Here is a 16,438-nt window from a genome sequence, read left to right as displayed (position 1 = left end):
GCGTCGCCGTAGGCGGGAAGGGCTCTGCATCGAGCCATTTCCAAGGAGCCGCGAACGCCGTTGTCCTGGGCCTGAGCAGGAGGGGAACACCGCCTCCGGCCGGCGTCATCCCTTGGCCAAGCGTGGCTGGAGCAGATTTATGCTGCAGCGCAAAAACGAGGCGCCGTCAAAATGTGCTGATCGATTTTCAGGCGGCGGAGGCGGCGGCGTCGTAGAGATCTGGGCGATAGACGCCCTGCGCGGCGGCGATGTCCGACCCCACCTGGCCCCAGCGGCGCATTTGCTCCAGCAGCCATTCGGCCTTGGCCGGGTCGGGCCGGCTGGCGCCGTCACGGTGGAAGACCGCGTGGCGCACGCCGGCGGCGACGGCGTCCGGCGAGACGTCCAGGTACTCGGGGCGGGCCAGCAGGAGAGCCAGCGATCGGCGGTTCTCCGGCGCGTCGGCCCAGGCCAGGCCCTGGAGCAGGGCGCGGATGATCGCCTGCAAGGTTTCAGGATGGGCCTGCGCCCAGGCCCTGGTGGTCGCAAACACCTTGTCCGGCGCGCCGGCGTGGATTTCGGCGGCTCGGGCGGCGATGACCCCGACGCCGGCCTCCACCGCCACCGCGTTCCATGGCTCGCCGGCGCAGAATCCTTCGATGACCCCGCCCGCCAGCAGATCGGCCATGCGCGGCGGCGGCGCGATGGTCAGGCGAACGTCGCGATCCGGATCGATCCCTGCCTGAGCCATCCAGAGGCGCAGCAGGTAGTTGTGGGTGGAGAACGGGTAGACGACGCTGAAGGTCAGCGGGCTGGCGTCCATCTCGCGGCGTTGCGCCACCAGGCCGGCCAGGCCCTGAGCGGATGGATCCGCCCCCAGGCCAAGCCGGCGGGACACCGTGACCGCCGAGGCGTCGCTGGCCAGGGCGACGGGCGCGACCATCTCGGTCCGCTCGCTGCCCACCCCGAGCGTCTGGGCCAGCACCATCGGCGCCAGCATGTGCGCCCCGTCCAGCGCCCCGAAGGCCACTTTGTCGCGGATGGTCGCCCATGACGCTTCGCGCGAAAGCTCGACGTCCAACCCTTCGGCCGCGAAGAAACCCAGCGCGTGGGCGACGATCAGGCCGGCGGCGTCGCTCAGCGGCACGAAGCCTAGTTTCAGGCGCTGGCTCACGATCCGCCCCCTCTCAGCACGCCTGCGAAGGCCAGGAGGTCGGCGGCCACCGCGCCCAGCGGGCGGCCGGTGTCCATGGAGAGTTTGCGCAGCAGCTTGTAGGCCTCCTCCTCTTCCAGTCCCCGCTCCTTCATCAGCAGGGCCTTGGCGCGTTCGATGGTTTTGCGCGAGGCAAGGTCCGCCTTGGCCTTGTCGAGGTCGCGGCGCAATTGGTTCATGACCTGGAACCGGCTCATCGCCACTTCGAGGACGTCGCGGACCCGGCCGGGCGCCAGGCCATCGACGACATAGGCCGCCACCCCGGCCCGAACCGCCTCCTCGGCGAGGCCCGGCTCCGAGCGATCGACAAACATCACCACCGGGCGGGGATTGGTCAGGCTGGCCTCGCGCAGGCTGTCGATCACGTCGCGGTCGGGGCTCTCGGCGGCGACCACGACCACATCGGGGGCGAAGGCGATGGCCTCGGCCTCGTCGTAGATCGCCGAATGGCGCACCTCCAGCGGATCGACGCCCGCCAACCCGTCGGCGACGAGGGCCGCCCGGGCTGAATCGGGATCGATGACGAGGACGCGCATGGCGAGGGACTAAGGGCGCCCGGGCAACCGGGGCAGGGTCCATGGGCCGATTGACCCGGCCGAGGACGGCGACGCCCAATTCCTGCTCACTCGACGCCGCTATCTTGGGCGCCTTCGTGGGCGGCGAGCTCGGCCAGCAGGGCCTGTCGTTCCTCCGGCGTATTGGCCCCGCGCAGGCGGGCTGCGGCCTTCGGCGGGCAGGACAGGCGAGCGGCTCCGGCCCGTTCGAGCAGCCGGCCCAGCGGCCAGTCGGCCTCGGCGTCAGGCGCCAGGGCCTCAAGTCGCATCATGAATGGCAGGTGCAGGCCCTCATAGGCCGCAGCCGGGGCGTCCGAGGCCAGCAACGGCGCGACATCCTCGACCCGCAAGGTCGGAGCATCGACGGCCAGGACCAGGATGTGCTCGCAGCCGACGGCGTTCAGCGCCGTGGCGCCCGCCAGCACCCCGCCAACGGGGCCGCCCAGCGGCGGTTGGTCGGCGATCCAGTCCAGCCCGTAGTCCTGAGCGCCCACGGTGATCACCGCCTCGGCGCCGAGCACCCGCGCGATGTCGGCGACCCGGTCCACCGCCCGGCGGCCGAGCCACTCCATGGCTCCTTTGTCTGCGCCCATGCGGCTGGAGGCTCCGCCGCTGAGGATCATCGCGCCCAATCGCATAGGGCCACCAAGCCGCGCGCGGGGGCGGGGTCAATCCCCGACTTGGCGCCCGCGGTCGGTGGAACCGAGCTGGGGAATGAAATCAGTGGGCCAGCTTGTTCTTGTAGATCTCGCCGTTCTTCATGATGACGACCAAATTCCGCCCCGGGTCGGCGATCAGCTTGATGTTGGCGATCGGATCGCCGTCGACCAGGATCAGATCGGCCAGCGCGCCCTGCTCGACCACGCCAAGCCTTCCCTTGTACGGGGAGCGCAGGCCAGAGAGCGACAGCAGTTCGGCATTGACCGAGGTGGCCCGCTGAAGGACTTCGGCCGGCGTGTACCAGCGCGTAAGCCCGGTCAGCATCTCGCCCTGGCGGCGCGCCAAGGCCTCCGAAAACAGCACGTCGGTGCCGAAGGCGACCTTCAGCTTGTACTTCTTGGCGAGCGCATAGATGCGGTCGGTGCCGGTGATCACTTCCTGCATCTTGTCGTACTGGTCGGTGCCGGGAGGAAACACCCCGCCGAAGTACTCTTGCAGGATCGGCTGGGTCGAAAGCCAGACGCCCTTCTCGGCCATGTACTTGACGGTGGCGTCGTCGACCAGGTGGGCGTGTTCGATGACCTTGACGCCGGAGTCGACCGCGCGGCGGACCGCCGCCGGGGTGTAGGCGTGGACCATGACGTAGGTGCCCCAGTTTCCGGCGGCGTCGACCGCGGCCTGGATTTCCTCGGGGGTAAAGGTGGAGACGTCGAGCGGACTGTGGGGCGAGGCGACGCCGCCGCCAGCGGTCAGCTTGATCTGGCTGGCGCCGCGCATCAGTTGTTCGCGCACGCGCTGGCGCATCAGGTCCGGACTGTCGACGATCATCGCCCCGCCCAGCTCCTCGATCCGCGACAGCGGTTGGGATCCGTCGCGGGGGATCTCGGACAGGGGGCGGAAGTCGCCGTGTCCGCTGGTCACAGTGATCATCGCCCCTGACGGCCAGATCCGCGGGCCGGGGACGACGCCGGCGTCGATCGCCTGCTTGAGGCCAAAGCTGGGGCCGCCGACGTCCCGAACGGTGGTGAACCCGCGCATCAGCGTCGCCGTCGCTTCGGCGCTGGCCTGGATATTGTTGAAGCCGATGTCGCCGAACATCAATTGTTCGGGCGTCGCGCGGATGAGCATCGTGTGCCAGTGGGCGTCAATGAGGCCGGGCATGAGGGTTCTGCCCTGCCCGTCGATGACCTGAGCGCCCGGCGCCTCGGCGTCGGCGCCGACGCCGGCGATCGTGTTTCCCCTGACGAGCACGGAGGTCGGCGCGGAGAGACTGGTCGACCTACCGTCGAAAACCCTGACGTTTCGGAACAGCACGTCGCCCGCCATGGCGGCCGTCGGGGCCAGGGCTACGCAGGCTGCCAGGAGGACCTTCCAAAGGCTGAACATGGCAGCTGCGAGCCTCTCCAAACCAACCGGCGTCCCTCAAGTTCAAGCTTGGGGAGACGACGAAAAATGGAACGCAGGGGAGGGCCTGTCTCTCAGGTGGAACCCTCAGCGGCTGCAGGCGGCCTGAGCTTCGCGGCGGGGCGGCGACATCTGCGAAGACCTGTGGCCCTCCGGCGCTATTTTGCCGTGCGCGCCAGCCGATGCGACTACCAAAGCGGCAGCACGCCCCCAAGCCGCCGCCGAAATCGCCACCGGATCGATCATTTTCTGAGCGGCTTGATTTTCTCGCGCATATGCGTTTGCGCGGGACAATTATCGTGCTGTTCTTGATCTATTAGCGCAGCTTTTCATTACAAATTTTGGGTGTTGAGACGGAAAGCAGCGTCAAGTGGCGAGTTTCAATAACCTGTGGGGGCGTAAGATGAAGAAGACCGCGAAGTCGCTGATGGCGATGATGCTGGCGAGCGCGATCGCGTTGCCGGCGGTTCCGGCCTATGCGGAGCCGACACCTGAGATGGAGGCCGCCGCGCTGGCGGGCGTAGAGGCGCGCGCCAAGCTGAGCCAGGAGATGGTGGACTCGGTGTTCAGCTTTGCCGAGCCGGGCTTCCAGGAGGTGAAGACCTCGGAGTACATCACCGGCATTCTCGAGAAGAACGGCTTCAAGATCACCCGCGGCGTCGCCGGCATCCCGACTGCTTGGACGGCGACCTGGGGGACGGGCGGCCCGAAGATTGCGCTGGGCAGCGACATCGACGGTCTGCTGGGTCTCTCGCAGTACCCCGGCGATCCGAGCATCAAGCCGATGGTCCCGGGCGCGCCCGGGCACGGCGAGGGGCATAACTCCGGCATGCCGCTGATCGTCGTGGCCGCGCTCGCGGCCAAGGACGTGATGGAGAAGAACAAGATTCCAGGCCAGCTGATGATCTGGCCGGGCGTCGCCGAAGAGTTGCTCGCCACTAAGGCCTTCTATGTGCGCGCGGGGCTGTTCAAGGACGTCGACGTCTCGGTCTTCACCCACGTCAGCCGCGATTTCTCCACGCAGTGGGGGCCGGCCGGCAACAACGGCATGGTCTCGGTCGAGTACACCTTCCATGGCAAGACCGCCCACGCCGCGGGCCAGCCCTGGTCGGGCCGCAGCGCCCTGGACGGCGTCGAGCTGATGGACACCGCGTGGAACATGCGCCGTGAGCACCTGCCGTTGACCCAGCGCTCGCACTACGTGATCACCAACGGCGGCGGCCAGCCCAACATCGTCCCCGGCGTGGCCTCGGTCTGGTACTATTTCCGCGAGAATTCGTTCCAGTCGATCCGCGAGCTGTACGAGCTGGGGAACACCATCTCCGAGGCGGCGGCCATGGGCACGGGTACGACCGTCGAGCACAAGATCCTCGGCTATGCCGCGCCGAACTTCGGCAACAAGCCGCTGGCCGAAGCCGCCTACGCCAATATCAAGAAGGTCGGCATGCCGAAGTGGTCGGCCGACGACCAGGCCTTCGCCAAGGCGGTCCAGACCACGCAAGGCTTCAAGCTTGAGCCCCTGGCGACCGAGATCTCGCCGCTGACCACGCCGGAAAGCCGCGGTCCTTCGATGGGCGGCGGGTCCGACGACATCGGCGACATCATGTGGACGGTGCCGACCATCACCATCCGCTATCCGTCCAACATCCCCAACGCCATCGGCCACAACGTGACCTCGGCCATGGCGATGGCGACGCCGATTGCGCACAAGGGCGTGGAGGTCGGCTCCAAGGCCGTCGCCCTGACCATCCTCGACGTGATGACCACGCCGAAGCTGGTCACTGATGCGAAGGACTACTTCAACAACGTGCAGCTGAAGGATCAGAAGTACGATCCGGTCCTGGCCGCCACCGACATGCCGGCGATCCACCTGAACACCGAAATCATGAACCAGCTGCGGCCGAAGATGGAGCCGTTCTACTACAACCCCAAGAAATATAAGACTTATCTGGATCAGCTGGGCATCAAGTACCCGGCTGCCGCTGCAGCGAAATAGGCGGCGAAGGCGTCCCGTCGAGTTCGGATCCGAAGTTCAGGGGAGGCGTCCCGCGCCTCCCCTGAATGCTGTCTAGACCTTGTCCTTGAAGACGATGGGCGGCGTGCCGCGACGGGCCACCTCTCGCATCACGAAGCTCGACCGGATCTTGGCCACGTGCGGCAGGGTCGAAAGCTCCTGGCGATAGACCCGGTCATAGTCCTCGAACGACGCCACGTTCAGCATGATCAGGAAGTCGGTGTCCCCGGAAACGAAGCCGCAGTAGGAAACGGAGGGGCATTTCACCACTTCGCGCTCGAACTCGTTGAGCGCCTTTTCGGCCTGGGAGCTCAGCTCGATGGCGACGAAGACGACCACGCTGTAGCCGAGCAGCGGCATGTTCAAATTCGCCGAATAACTGAGCACCGCCTGGCGCTCTTCTAGGTTCTTCCGCCGTCGCGCCACCGCGGTGCTGGAGAGGTTGATCTGCTCGCCGAGTGAGACGTCGGAGGCCCTGCCGTCGTCGCAGAGCTCCTTCAAAATCCGATAATCCACGTCATCAAGGTCAAGGTGTTCGGATTTCGACATTGCGACTGCAACTCCGTGCATAAATCGGCGGCAGAAACACATTTTGCGCGTGGATAATCCACCTTTCGCAGGTCGATCTCCGATCTCAAGATAATCTAGTTCCTAAGACGAGCAAGGGAACGGCAAGCCTTGGGAGAGGGTGTTGCCGACCTAAAGCGCAGCTCGTGCGCCGCGGTTGTTGCGCGGTTCTGTGAGGGGGCGCTGGGGATCAAGAAAGCAGGGGTGAATACAGCAAGGCTGCAGTCGCCATGGGCGAGCGTTCCCAGCGGCTGAAACCCTAGGGGTGGGGAAGAACCAGTCCGGAAAATCAAGCGATCCGCCAGCTCGTGTCTGGCGGAAGTGGAGCCGCGTTGCCTGGTCGATGCGATCCAGAGTTGAGGTTGAGAGTCTTCTAAGTATCGAATTTTACGAAATAAAATCCATTCGAGGGTGGCGATGAAATTCTCAAGAAACGTCCGACTGACGGCAACTGCTCGGCGATATGCGTTGGCCACGGTGAGCGCCGCGGCTCTACTGAGCTTCGCCCAGGGCGCGTTGGCCGACGAAGCCGCCGCAGGCGCTGACATCGAAGAGGTGGTGGTCACGGGCTCGCGCATCGCTCGCGACGGCTTTGACGCCCCGACCCCGGTCAACGTCCTCGGCGCGCAGGAGATCGCCGCCTCGGCGCCGGCGAACATCGCCGATTTCGTGAACACCCTTCCGTCGGTGGCCGGTTCGATCACCGCGGCCAACTCGTCGGGATCGCTCAGCAACGGCGCCGCGGGGATCAGCGCGCTCAATCTTCGCGCGCTTGGCACCGGTCGGACGCTGGTCTTGTTCGACGGTCAACGCTCCGTCGTGTCCGCCGCGACCGGCCAGGTCGACACCAACACCTTCCCGCAGTCGCTGATCGAGCGGGTCGAAGTCGTGACCGGGGGCGCCTCGTCCGCCTATGGCTCCGACGCCGTCGGCGGCGTCGTCAACTTCATCCTGGACAAGGACTACACGGGCCTCAAGTCGTCGCTGGAATACGGCGAGACCACCTATGGCGACGGCGAGAACTGGAAGTACAACATCACGGCCGGCGCGCCGTTCGACGAGGGCAAGGGTCATGCCCTGTTCAGCGCCGAGTGGGCAGGCCAGAGCGGCGTCCAAACCATCGACCGCGACTGGAACAAGAGCGGCTTCTTCGCGGTGCGCAACACCGACCTGTCGGCGGGCGCCCCGTACTACATCACGTCGAAGAACGTCGGCATCAGCGCCTATACGCCCGGCGGTCTGATCACCAACACGGCGCTGCGCGGCACCTATTTCGGGGTCAATAGCAGCGTCAACCAACTGGCCTTCGGCGCGACCACCGGCCAATGGATGATCGGCGGCGACTGGAAGTACTCGATCTCCGACATGCTGGGGTCCAACACCCTGATCCCCGAGGAGGATCGCAGTAGCTACTTCGGCCGCGTCAGCTACGAGGTCGCGCCGAATATCGAAGTCTTCGGCCAGGCGTCCTACGCCAAGTACGAAGGCCTCAGCTACTACATCAAGCCGACCCAGACCGGGATCGTGATCCAGCGGGACAACGCCTTCCTGCCGGCCTCGGTGCGGGCGCAGATGACCACGCTGGGCCTCACCTCGTTCCAGATGGGCACCAGCAACGTCGACATGCCCGCGTCCGGCAGCCAGATGTCGCGCGAGACCGAGCGTTACGTGGTCGGCGCGAACGGCGACTTCTCCGCCTTCGGCCTCGATGTCGATTGGGACGCCTACTACCAACACGGCAAGACGACGACCCACGAGCAATTGACCCCGACCTGGAACAACGCCCGCCTGGCGCTGGCCACCGACGCGGTGGTCAATCCGTCGAACGGCCAGATCGTCTGCCGATCGACCCTGACCAGCCCGACCAACGGCTGCGTGCCGCTCAACCGCTTCGGCGCGGGCGTCGCCAGCCAAGAAGCGCTGAACTATGTGCTTGGCACGCCCTATCGGGACCAGGAGTTCACGCAGGACGTCGCGGCCTTCAACCTGACGACCAACAGCATCGAGGGATGGGCCGGACCGATCTCGTTCGCGACCGGCGCCGAGTTCCGCCGCGAGGAAATGGGCGGCTTCGTCGAAGCCCAGTACATGTCGGGCTGGAAGTACGGCAACTTCCGCGTCACTAGCGGCAAGTACGACGTCAAGGAAGCCTATGTCGAAACCGTCGTGCCGCTGTTCGAGGGCATGGACTTCAACGGCGCGTTCCGGATTACCGACTACTCGACCTCCGGGACGGTGCAGACTTGGAAGGCGGGCCTGACCTACGCGCCCATCGAGGACATCCACTTCCGGGTTTCAGCGTCACGGGACATCCGCGCCGCGAACATGAGCGAGCTCTACGACGCCGGCACCGCGCGCTCCAACTCGGTGAACATCAACGGTGTCTCGGTTCCGTTCGTTCAGAACCTGCAGGGCAATCCGGACGCCCAGCCCGAAGTGGCCGACGGCTACGGCGTGGGCATGGTCGTCTCGCCGCACTGGATTCCCGGCCTGCAGGCCTCGATCGACTACTACGACATCAAGGTTGACGGCGTGATCAGCTTCGTCACCGCCCAGCAGGTCGCCGACTACTGCTACATCCAGAAGGTCGCGTCCTACTGCGACCAGCTGGTGTTCAACGGCGCCGGCGTGCTGCAGACGATCAACCTCTACTACGACAACCTGAACAGCATGACGGCCAAGGGGCTCGACATCGAGGCCTCCTACCGCACCAGCCTCGCTGACCTGGTCTCCTGGGGCGCCGGGGACCTCGCGCTGCGGGCCATGTTTACCCACTACATCGAGAACGTGACCGACGACGGTGTGACGGCCATCGACCTGGCGGGCGCGAACACGGGCGCTACACCCGACTGGATCTACCGCCTGTCGGCCAACTACGACCTGGAGCCCTGGTCGTTCAACGTCACGGGCCGCGGGATCAGCGAAGGTAAGGTCAGCAACGCCTATACCGAGTGCCTCTCGAGCTGCCCGGCCAGCGTCGCGCCCTACTACACGATCAACGACAACAGCGTCGAAGGCACGCTCTACTGGGACGTCTCGGCCACCTACGACTTCGAGGTGTCCAGCGTGAGCGGCGAGGCGTTCATCTCGATCAAGAACCTGTTCAACACCGACCCGGTCCTGGTGGGCAATCCGGCCAGTCTCGGAGCGGAGAACACCCCCGGCTACCCGCAGACCAACCGCAGTCTCTACGACACCAATGGCCGAACCTTCCGGGTCGGCATCCGGCTGGAATACTGACCACTTCCCCCCGACGGCCCGCCTCGCAACCTAGTTGCGGGGCGGGCCAAGGGCGGGCTCAACATTCGACGACGTTGACGGCCAGCCCGCCCAGGCTGGTTTCCTTGTATTTGGAGCCCATGTCGTGGCCGGTCTGGCGCATGGTCTCGATCACCGCGTCCAGAGAGACCACGTGCCGGCCATCTCCCTGCAAGGCCAGATAGGCGGCATTGACGGCCTTTACCGCGCCCATGGTGTTGCGCTCGATGCAGGGGATCTGGACCAAGCCGCCGATCGGATCGCAGGTGAGGCCAAGATTGTGTTCCATGCCGATCTCGGCGGCGTTCTCGATCTGGCCATTGGAGCCCCCGAGGGCTGCGGTGAGCCCGGCCGCGGCCATGGAGCAGGCGACGCCAATCTCGCCCTGGCAGCCCATTTCGGCGGCCGAAATCGACGCGCGGGTCTTGTACAGGAACCCGATGGCCGACGCGGTCAGCAACAGGGCCATCGAACCCTCGCGCGTGGGGCTGGGCGTGAAGGTCTCGTAGTACTTCAAAACTGCCGGCAGCACGCCAGCCGCGCCGTTCGTCGGGGCGGTGACGACCCGGCCGCCGGCTGCGTTCTCCTCGTTCACGGCCAAGGCGTAGAGGCTGAGCCATTCGAAGATCGCCGACGGGCTTTCAATGGAGCCCCTCGCAGCGAGTTTTTCATGAAGCTGCTTGGCTCGCCGCTGCACCTGCAGGCCGCCGGGCAAGACGCCTTCCTGGCGACAGCCGCGGTCGATGACGGCGAGCATGGCCTCCCGAACGGATTCCAGGAACGCCTCGGTGTCGCGCGGTCGGCGCCAGGCTTGCTCGTTGGCCATCACTATCTGGGCGATTGATAGGCCGGTGCGTTCGCCAAGCTCGAGCAAATCGGCGCCCGAGCTGAACGGGTAGGGCAGGACGCGATTGGCGCGGACCGGCGCCTGGCCCTCCTCGGTGATCGCTCCGCCGCCGGTCGAGAAGTAGGTTCGAGACACCGATCGCCCACCGCCGAAGCGGCCCTCGAAGCGCAAGGCGTTGGGGTGACCGGGCAGGAATTCGCCCCTGCGGAACACGATGTCGGTCGCGGGATCGAACGGGACCAGGGTCTCGCCGTCCAGGCGCAGGGCGCGGCTGGCGGTGACTTCGCCGACGATGGCTGGAATGGCGGCAGGGTCCACGGCTTCAGGCGCCCAGCCCGCCAGGCCCAGGACAATCGCCACGTCGGTGGCGTGGCCTGCGCCCGTCAAGGCGAGCGAGCCGAACAGCTCACACGAGATGCTGATCGGCGCGCCCTCGAACTGGACCAGTCCGGCGAAGCGCTTGGCTGCGCGCATTGGACCGACCGTGTGGGAGCTCGATGGCCCCACCCCGATCGTAAAGAGGTCGGTGACGCTGAAAGCGGGGCTGGAGACGGGCGTAGACAAGAGCATGCGCAAACCTTCGCGAGCCGGTGGACCGGCTGGTTGCGCCCCTTCTGTCTGCCTTGCCTGAGATCGTTATCCCGTCGGCGGGCGCAGTTGCGCCTCTTTCCAGAAGTCCGTTGCTGAACGGTCCTTTTGCCTGAGAGATTCCGGGGCGGTTGCTCCTTCGGCGCTGGCTTTCGCCAGGCTCTCCCGTGTCAGCGACCTAGCTCTGCCGAAGCCGGGGTCGAACTGTCAAACACCTGGCGGCACGCATACCCACTTTTCGGCGGCCTGCCTCAGAACTGAGCAGCGCCCTCGAGAACGCAGCGAACCGCCTCGTGAGCGATCACCACGCCAGGGGCTCGTGGGCGGCCGCGACTTGCTCTAGCTTCCCCCAAGGAGGCCCTGTGGTCCGCAAACCAGAAGACGCACCGTGGTCGGTCGCCTGGACGGGAGAGCAGGCTTTTCGGCTGCAGCCGTCGCGCGACTTCCCGGGGAAGATCGAACTCGACCAAAAACAGGCGCGCGGTGATGGAGAGCCGATCTTCGCCTCCATTCACGTGACGCGGCAGCGCCGTGGAATGGCGGACTTCCTTTGCCATGTCTGCGGGGAGCCGACCCAGCCAAACGACCGATTCATCTTCCCCACGGCGTCAGGCGGTCTGGTCTCGATGGATGGCGGAGCCCAACAGTACGGGTGCAATGTTCCGCCTATGCACGGCGCCTGCGCCAAGCAGGCGAGATCACTTTGTCCCCACCTGTCGCGCCTGGACGAGCTCCCGTTGCGGTGTGATTCAGATGCGGGCCGCCTGATTGAGCGCACAGATGTGACGCCGGGGCTTGAGGGTATTGCAGCGAAGCTCCCGAAGAACGTCGAGGTCGTCCTCTCGTGCTATCGGCTGTACGGCCCGAGCTTCACGCGCAAAGTCACGGAAGCCCGCGCTCGGTGGGCGGCGGCGGCTCGTAGGAAGCGTCTCCAGCGGTCGTGAGCGCGCCATAGGCAACTGACCGCACGGGAATGGCGCCACGCTCATTCGGGCGCCCTGGCTGCCCGAATTTCTGACGCTCCCATTTCGGGATCAGCCCCCTCGTCACATCTGCAGGCTCATTCAGAAAATAAAGCAAAGCTTTCAGAAACTTAAGCGAACGTCCGCAACCTATGCCAATAAATATACTGATCATGAACCAGACATGAACCGAAAGCTTAAGCTAAAACAAATAAAAATATGAACTAATACTCATGAAGTTGGTTCTTGCTGCCTAGAGGGACGACAACAATGCCGTTCGCGGCCGAGCTTGAGGACAACACCATGAAGCCGATTGTTATCATCCCCGCCCTGGCGGCCGCCCTGCTCTTGGGTGGAGCCACCGCCAGCGTCGCGCAATCGTCAGGGGCCTATGGCCACGGCGCTGCGGCTGTGAGCCCAGAGGGCGCGGTGGCTCGCGGAGCTACCGGGGCCGACGCCAGTGACCGCGCCGGCCGCAGGCGCGGTCACCCCGACCGTCCAGTCTCGACCGCGCCGGCGACTTCGACCTACGGCTCGGGCGCGGTCTACACTGATCGCACCGCCTCGAGGGCCGCCGTCAGGTCCGGCGGGTCGGCCACGGGACCCGACGCCGCCAGCGCAACAACGGTGGACGCCTATGGCGAAACCACGAGGGACGGCTCTAGCGCCGACATCTACGGCGCCTCCAGCGCAACGACCGGGCCGCGCTAACCCGACAAGGGGACGGCCAGTGTGAGGCTGGCCGCCCCCTTGCCCCCTACGAGGTGTCGACATGCGAAGTTTCACCACTTCCATCGCGGCTGCTCTCATGTTTTGCGCCGGTCCAGCGCAAGGGGCGGCAGCTCAGGATCTCACGATCGAACACGATTGCGAGGTCGTGCGGATGGCGCCTGACGGATCAAGGACGGTCACATCGCCTCTCCGTCCGAAGGCCAGGTCCGGCGCTAGCGGAGGCCCCGCTGCCGCTTCGGTTTCCACCCGAGGCTTCGGCTCGTCCTCTTCCAGCAGCTCGGTAAGGGCGTCGTCCCGATCGGGCGCCGAAGGCGGAAGCGCCTTCGCCACGTCGACCACGGATAACGGCCGCCGCGCGGTCACCACCACTCGCAACGCAGACGGCTGCACCGTCGTGATCGACGAACGGCCGAACCGAGGAGACATTCCATGACCACTCGCAGAATTCCGGCGCTGCTCGCCGCCACCACCTTGGCCCTTGGCCTGACGCCCGGCTTGTCGGTCGCCCAGACGCTGCAGGGCGGTACGTCTGGCGGGATTAGCGGACCTGGCGTCGGCGCTTCGACCTATGGCTCGGGCTACACCGATGGCGCGTCGATCGGCGTGACTGGAGGCGGCGCCGCCAACGCCGGGGACGGGACGGCCGCCACCCGCTCGGTCGCCAAGCTCAACGAGCGTCGCGCCATGCAGAATTCGGTCGCCACTGCGCGGGATGAGGATGAGCGGGCCAGGTCGCGCACCCACACTGTCGTGCGCCAGGGCGAAGAGGTCCGCTCGCGAACCACCTCATTCTACAAGGCGCGGGGTGAAAGGCCCCAGCACGAGACCGTGGTCACGGTCGTGAAACCGGATGGCGCGGCTCCGCGCTAACGGCGACCCGGCCGAGCGAGGCGCTAGGGAGAGCGTGCGCCTCGCTCACCGGCGCCGGTCTGCGCGCTAACTCTCCAGCGCCCCAATCATCTCCACCCGTGTCGCATGCCGTCCGCCCTCGAACTGGGCGGCCAGGAACGCATCCACGATATCGAGCGCCAGCCCTTCGCCCACCACGCGCACGCCAATCGCAAGCATGTTGGCGTCGTTGTGCTGGCGGATCATGCGGGCTGAAAAAGTGTCGCCGCAGACGCCGCAGCGGATGCCCTTGACCTTGTTCGCGGCCATCATGATGCCCTGGCCAGTGCCGCATAGGATGACGCCAAACCGGCAATCGCCCGAGGCGACGAGCCGCGCCGCCGCTTCGCCGTGCTTGGGGTAGTGCGTGCTCTCCGCCGTCGTCGGTCCGATGTCGACCACCTCCCAGCCACGCGCCGCGATATGAACGGCGATGGCCTGTCGCAGCTGAATGGCGGTGTGGTCGCTGGAGAGGACGATGCGGTTGCTGGCTGTCATGGAGAGGTCGTCCTGTTTCCCAAGGCAAGCTGGCGGCCTAGCCCAACGACCGGTCCGAGGTGCGTCAAAACCGATCTTAATTCGAATCCGAACCGCGGCAGGCCTCCCACACTCGGCGCTGCTATCCAACTTGGGCAAGGAAGTGCAAGTGGCCGCGCCGCCAGCCCGCTACTTCAGCATCGTCGTCGGGCGAAGCGAGGAACACATGCGACGTCCGCTGCACCCTGGCGCGATTCAGCGGGAGATATCGCACATGATCCGAGTTCTTGGAGCCATCCTCGCCATAGGCCTTGCGGCAACACCTCCATCCGCGATCGCCCAACCTGCGCCCGCCGACGCCGTGGGCCAGGCTCCGGCGCCTCTATATATCTGCATCTACAGGGTCGGGCCGGCGTGGCAGGCCGGCAAGCCGTTGTCGGCCCAAGACCTCGGACCGCATACCGCTTTCATCAAGCGCCTGCTCGGGGAGGGGCGGCTCTTCGCGGGCGGCCGCATGCTGGATATGGACGGGGGGATGGCGATCGTCCGCGCCGCCAGCGCCGAGGAGGCCCGCGCCATCTTTGCAGTCGATCCCGGTCTCACCAGCGGCCTATTCGTGGCGGAATTCCACACTTGGCAGGCCGGATTTGACTCCGGAAAACCGCTAAGACCATAGGCCAACGCAGGAGTGATGGGCGAACGAATGCCGCTCTGATCCTACGGAGTCCGTTGAACCCCGAACGCGCGGGCGTGGCCCTGGCGATGCGGATCGCCAAGGCTGTCTCCGCGGCTGGCATTACTTTAGGGTCCTCGGCGCATGGCGCGCATCGTCCCTCTCTGGAATTCCCCGGAACTCAGCGTCTACCGCTTCGATCATCCGGTTGAGCACGAAGACCAGCCCTTCGAGGATGTCGCCGACGCGTTCAGGGCGAGCTTCGTCGAGGCCGGCACGTTCGATCTCGAGGTCGGGAACGGGCGCTGGCGCGTCGCGCCGGGCGACGTGATGCTGAGCCATCCCGGCATGCGTTTCCGCTCGAGCTTCCAGGGTAAGGGCTTCAACGACACCTGTCTGTCCATCGTCTACAAGGCCGCCAGCGACGACCGATTTGATGTCGCCGAGCGCTGGTCGAAGCTCGATCGCCCGGTGCTGGCCGCCAGCAATCGGCTCGGCTACCTGCGCTGGGGACTACGGCGCGCGGTCGAGACCGGCGAGGCGATGTTCGCAGAATATTGTGCGACCGAGGTCTTTCGTGAGGCGCCGGACGGCGCTCCCGCCTCGCTGTTCAGGGAAAAGAAATTCACCTGGTACGCCGAGCGGGTTCACCACATCCGTCATCGCCTGGACGTCGAGTTCGCCGACGATCTCAGCGTCTCCGAGCTCGCCTGTTCGGTCGGCATGAGCATGTTCCATTTCACGCGTGTCTTCACGGCGCTCATCGGGGTCCCGCCCCACCGCTACAGGCTCGAAGCCCGCCTCAGGGCGGCGCGCTCGATGCTACGGCAAGGGCGCGGGGTCACCGAGGCTTGCTATGCGTGCGGGTTCAACAATCTCAGCCACTTCAGTCGCAGTTTCGCCCGTCGGTTTGGCGCAAATCCCTCGCGCGTTGCCGGCTGAACTTTGGCAAGGAAGTGCAAGCGAAGTGGCCGCCGCCTCGCTAATTCAGCCCCCTCATCGGTCCAGACGAGGAAGATATGCGACGTGTACTCCTGTATTCGCTCTATGCCGCGATGGTTGTCTTGAGCGCCGGACCGGCCGTCGCAAGTGAGGACGACCGACAGGCCGTCGCCGCCCTTGATACCGCCTTCCAGGCCGCCGTTGAGCGCAATGACGCTGACGCGATGAAGAAAATCCTTCACCCGGACTATATCCTGGTTGTCGGCGACGGACGGGTGCGCACAGGTGAGCAGCTGATGCAGTTGGCGCGGACCCGCGAAATTGAGTGGGAGCATCAGGTCGAGGACGGCGGCACGCAGACTGTTCGGCTGTTCGGTAGCGACACTGCCGTCGTCACCGCGCGGCTGTGGCTCAAGGGCGTGCGCGGAGGCCAAGCCTTCGACCGCCGGCTCTGGTTCAGCGACACCTACGTCCGGACGCCGCAGGGGTGGCTCTATGTCTTCGGCCAGGCCGGCGGCGATCTGCCGATGACGGCCGCGAACGGCTGGAAATAGTCCGGACGGGCAGGACATCCGCTGAGATCGGTCAGGTTCGATCTGGCCAGCCCCTGGCGGATCAATCGTCAGCCTTTGACGCTGCGACGCTGCGGGTCGAACGGTCGCCATCTTGGCTTCGAAAAC

The 16,438-nt window shown here is 65.8% G+C and carries 15 protein-coding genes and 1 riboswitch; of the genes, 8 read left to right on the top strand and 7 right to left on the bottom strand.

Annotated elements, in window-relative coordinates:
• Positions 1-187: 187 nt before the first annotated feature.
• The 4 genes from AC1DQJ_RS07675 to AC1DQJ_RS07660 form a co-directional block, all read right to left on the bottom strand.
• Positions 188-1,153, bottom strand: a complete 966-nt coding sequence (locus tag AC1DQJ_RS07675) for a CmpA/NrtA family ABC transporter substrate-binding protein (RefSeq protein ID WP_477601874.1) — start codon at positions 1,151-1,153, stop codon at positions 188-190.
• Positions 1,150-1,728, bottom strand: a complete 579-nt coding sequence (locus tag AC1DQJ_RS07670; protein WP_477601872.1) for an ANTAR domain-containing response regulator — start codon at positions 1,726-1,728, stop codon at positions 1,150-1,152. Before AC1DQJ_RS07670 ends, AC1DQJ_RS07675 begins: the two co-directional genes overlap by 4 nt.
• A gap of 86 nt (positions 1,729-1,814) precedes the next feature.
• Positions 1,815-2,369 (bottom strand): molybdenum cofactor guanylyltransferase, encoded by a 555-nt coding sequence (mobA, locus tag AC1DQJ_RS07665; RefSeq protein WP_477602189.1) that lies wholly within the window; start codon positions 2,367-2,369, stop codon positions 1,815-1,817.
• 97 nt (positions 2,370-2,466) lie between these two features.
• Entirely contained in the window at positions 2,467-3,792 is a 1,326-nt protein-coding gene (locus AC1DQJ_RS07660; protein ID WP_477601870.1) for a metal-dependent hydrolase family protein, read from the bottom strand.
• A 421-nt stretch (positions 3,793-4,213) separates the two neighbouring features.
• On the opposite strand from AC1DQJ_RS07660, the gene AC1DQJ_RS07655 reads away from it, so the two are divergent.
• Complete coding sequence (locus AC1DQJ_RS07655; protein ID WP_477601868.1) at positions 4,214-5,806, top strand: peptidase dimerization domain-containing protein; 1,593 nt, start codon at positions 4,214-4,216, stop codon at positions 5,804-5,806.
• A 72-nt stretch (positions 5,807-5,878) separates the two neighbouring features.
• On the opposite strand, the gene AC1DQJ_RS07650 is transcribed toward AC1DQJ_RS07655, so the two are convergent.
• Entirely contained in the window at positions 5,879-6,373 is a 495-nt protein-coding gene (locus AC1DQJ_RS07650) for an Lrp/AsnC family transcriptional regulator (RefSeq protein ID WP_477601866.1), read from the bottom strand.
• Positions 6,374-6,868: 495 nt separating this feature from the next.
• On the opposite strand from AC1DQJ_RS07650, the gene AC1DQJ_RS07645 reads away from it, so the two are divergent.
• A complete protein-coding gene (locus AC1DQJ_RS07645; RefSeq protein ID WP_477602187.1) occupies positions 6,869-9,631 on the top strand; it encodes a TonB-dependent receptor plug domain-containing protein in 2,763 nt (920 codons plus the stop codon).
• 58 nt (positions 9,632-9,689) lie between these two features.
• Here AC1DQJ_RS07645 and AC1DQJ_RS07640 read toward each other — a convergent pair whose 3' ends face one another.
• Entirely contained in the window at positions 9,690-11,066 is a 1,377-nt protein-coding gene (locus AC1DQJ_RS07640) for an L-serine ammonia-lyase (protein WP_477601864.1), read from the bottom strand.
• 108 nt (positions 11,067-11,174) lie between these two features.
• Positions 11,175-11,263, bottom strand: a riboswitch (glycine riboswitch).
• A 183-nt stretch (positions 11,264-11,446) separates the two neighbouring features.
• On the opposite strand from AC1DQJ_RS07640, the gene AC1DQJ_RS07635 reads away from it, so the two are divergent.
• The 3 genes from AC1DQJ_RS07635 to AC1DQJ_RS07625 all read left to right on the top strand — a co-directional run bounded on the left by AC1DQJ_RS07635 (position 11,447) and on the right by AC1DQJ_RS07625 (position 13,648).
• Positions 11,447-12,028: a hypothetical protein gene (locus AC1DQJ_RS07635; protein ID WP_477601863.1), complete on the top strand. Its 582-nt coding sequence runs from the start codon at positions 11,447-11,449 to the stop codon at positions 12,026-12,028.
• Between the two features lie 321 nt (positions 12,029-12,349).
• Positions 12,350-12,757 (top strand): hypothetical protein, encoded by a 408-nt coding sequence (locus AC1DQJ_RS07630; RefSeq protein WP_477601862.1) that lies wholly within the window; start codon positions 12,350-12,352, stop codon positions 12,755-12,757.
• Between the two features lie 450 nt (positions 12,758-13,207).
• Entirely contained in the window at positions 13,208-13,648 is a 441-nt protein-coding gene (locus AC1DQJ_RS07625) for a hypothetical protein (protein WP_477601861.1), read from the top strand.
• Positions 13,649-13,714: 66 nt separating this feature from the next.
• On the opposite strand, the gene rpiB is transcribed toward AC1DQJ_RS07625, so the two are convergent.
• Entirely contained in the window at positions 13,715-14,164 is a 450-nt protein-coding gene (gene rpiB / locus AC1DQJ_RS07620; protein ID WP_477601859.1) for a ribose 5-phosphate isomerase B, read from the bottom strand.
• 130 nt (positions 14,165-14,294) lie between these two features.
• On the opposite strand from rpiB, the gene AC1DQJ_RS07615 reads away from it, so the two are divergent.
• From AC1DQJ_RS07615 to AC1DQJ_RS07605, 3 genes are all read left to right on the top strand, one after another.
• Positions 14,295-14,819, top strand: coding sequence for a YciI family protein (locus AC1DQJ_RS07615; protein WP_477601857.1), 525 nt, complete (start codon positions 14,295-14,297; stop codon positions 14,817-14,819).
• A gap of 141 nt (positions 14,820-14,960) precedes the next feature.
• Positions 14,961-15,758: a helix-turn-helix domain-containing protein gene (locus AC1DQJ_RS07610; RefSeq protein WP_477601855.1), complete on the top strand. Its 798-nt coding sequence runs from the start codon at positions 14,961-14,963 to the stop codon at positions 15,756-15,758.
• A 77-nt stretch (positions 15,759-15,835) separates the two neighbouring features.
• Entirely contained in the window at positions 15,836-16,312 is a 477-nt protein-coding gene (locus tag AC1DQJ_RS07605) for a nuclear transport factor 2 family protein (RefSeq protein ID WP_477601853.1), read from the top strand.
• Positions 16,313-16,438: the final 126 nt, after the last annotated feature.

It is taken from the genome of Phenylobacterium sp. P4_E10 (assembly GCF_056401675.1).
The sequence above is the reverse complement of the archived record's forward strand: the minus strand, read 5'-3'. Positions and strand labels throughout refer to the sequence as shown.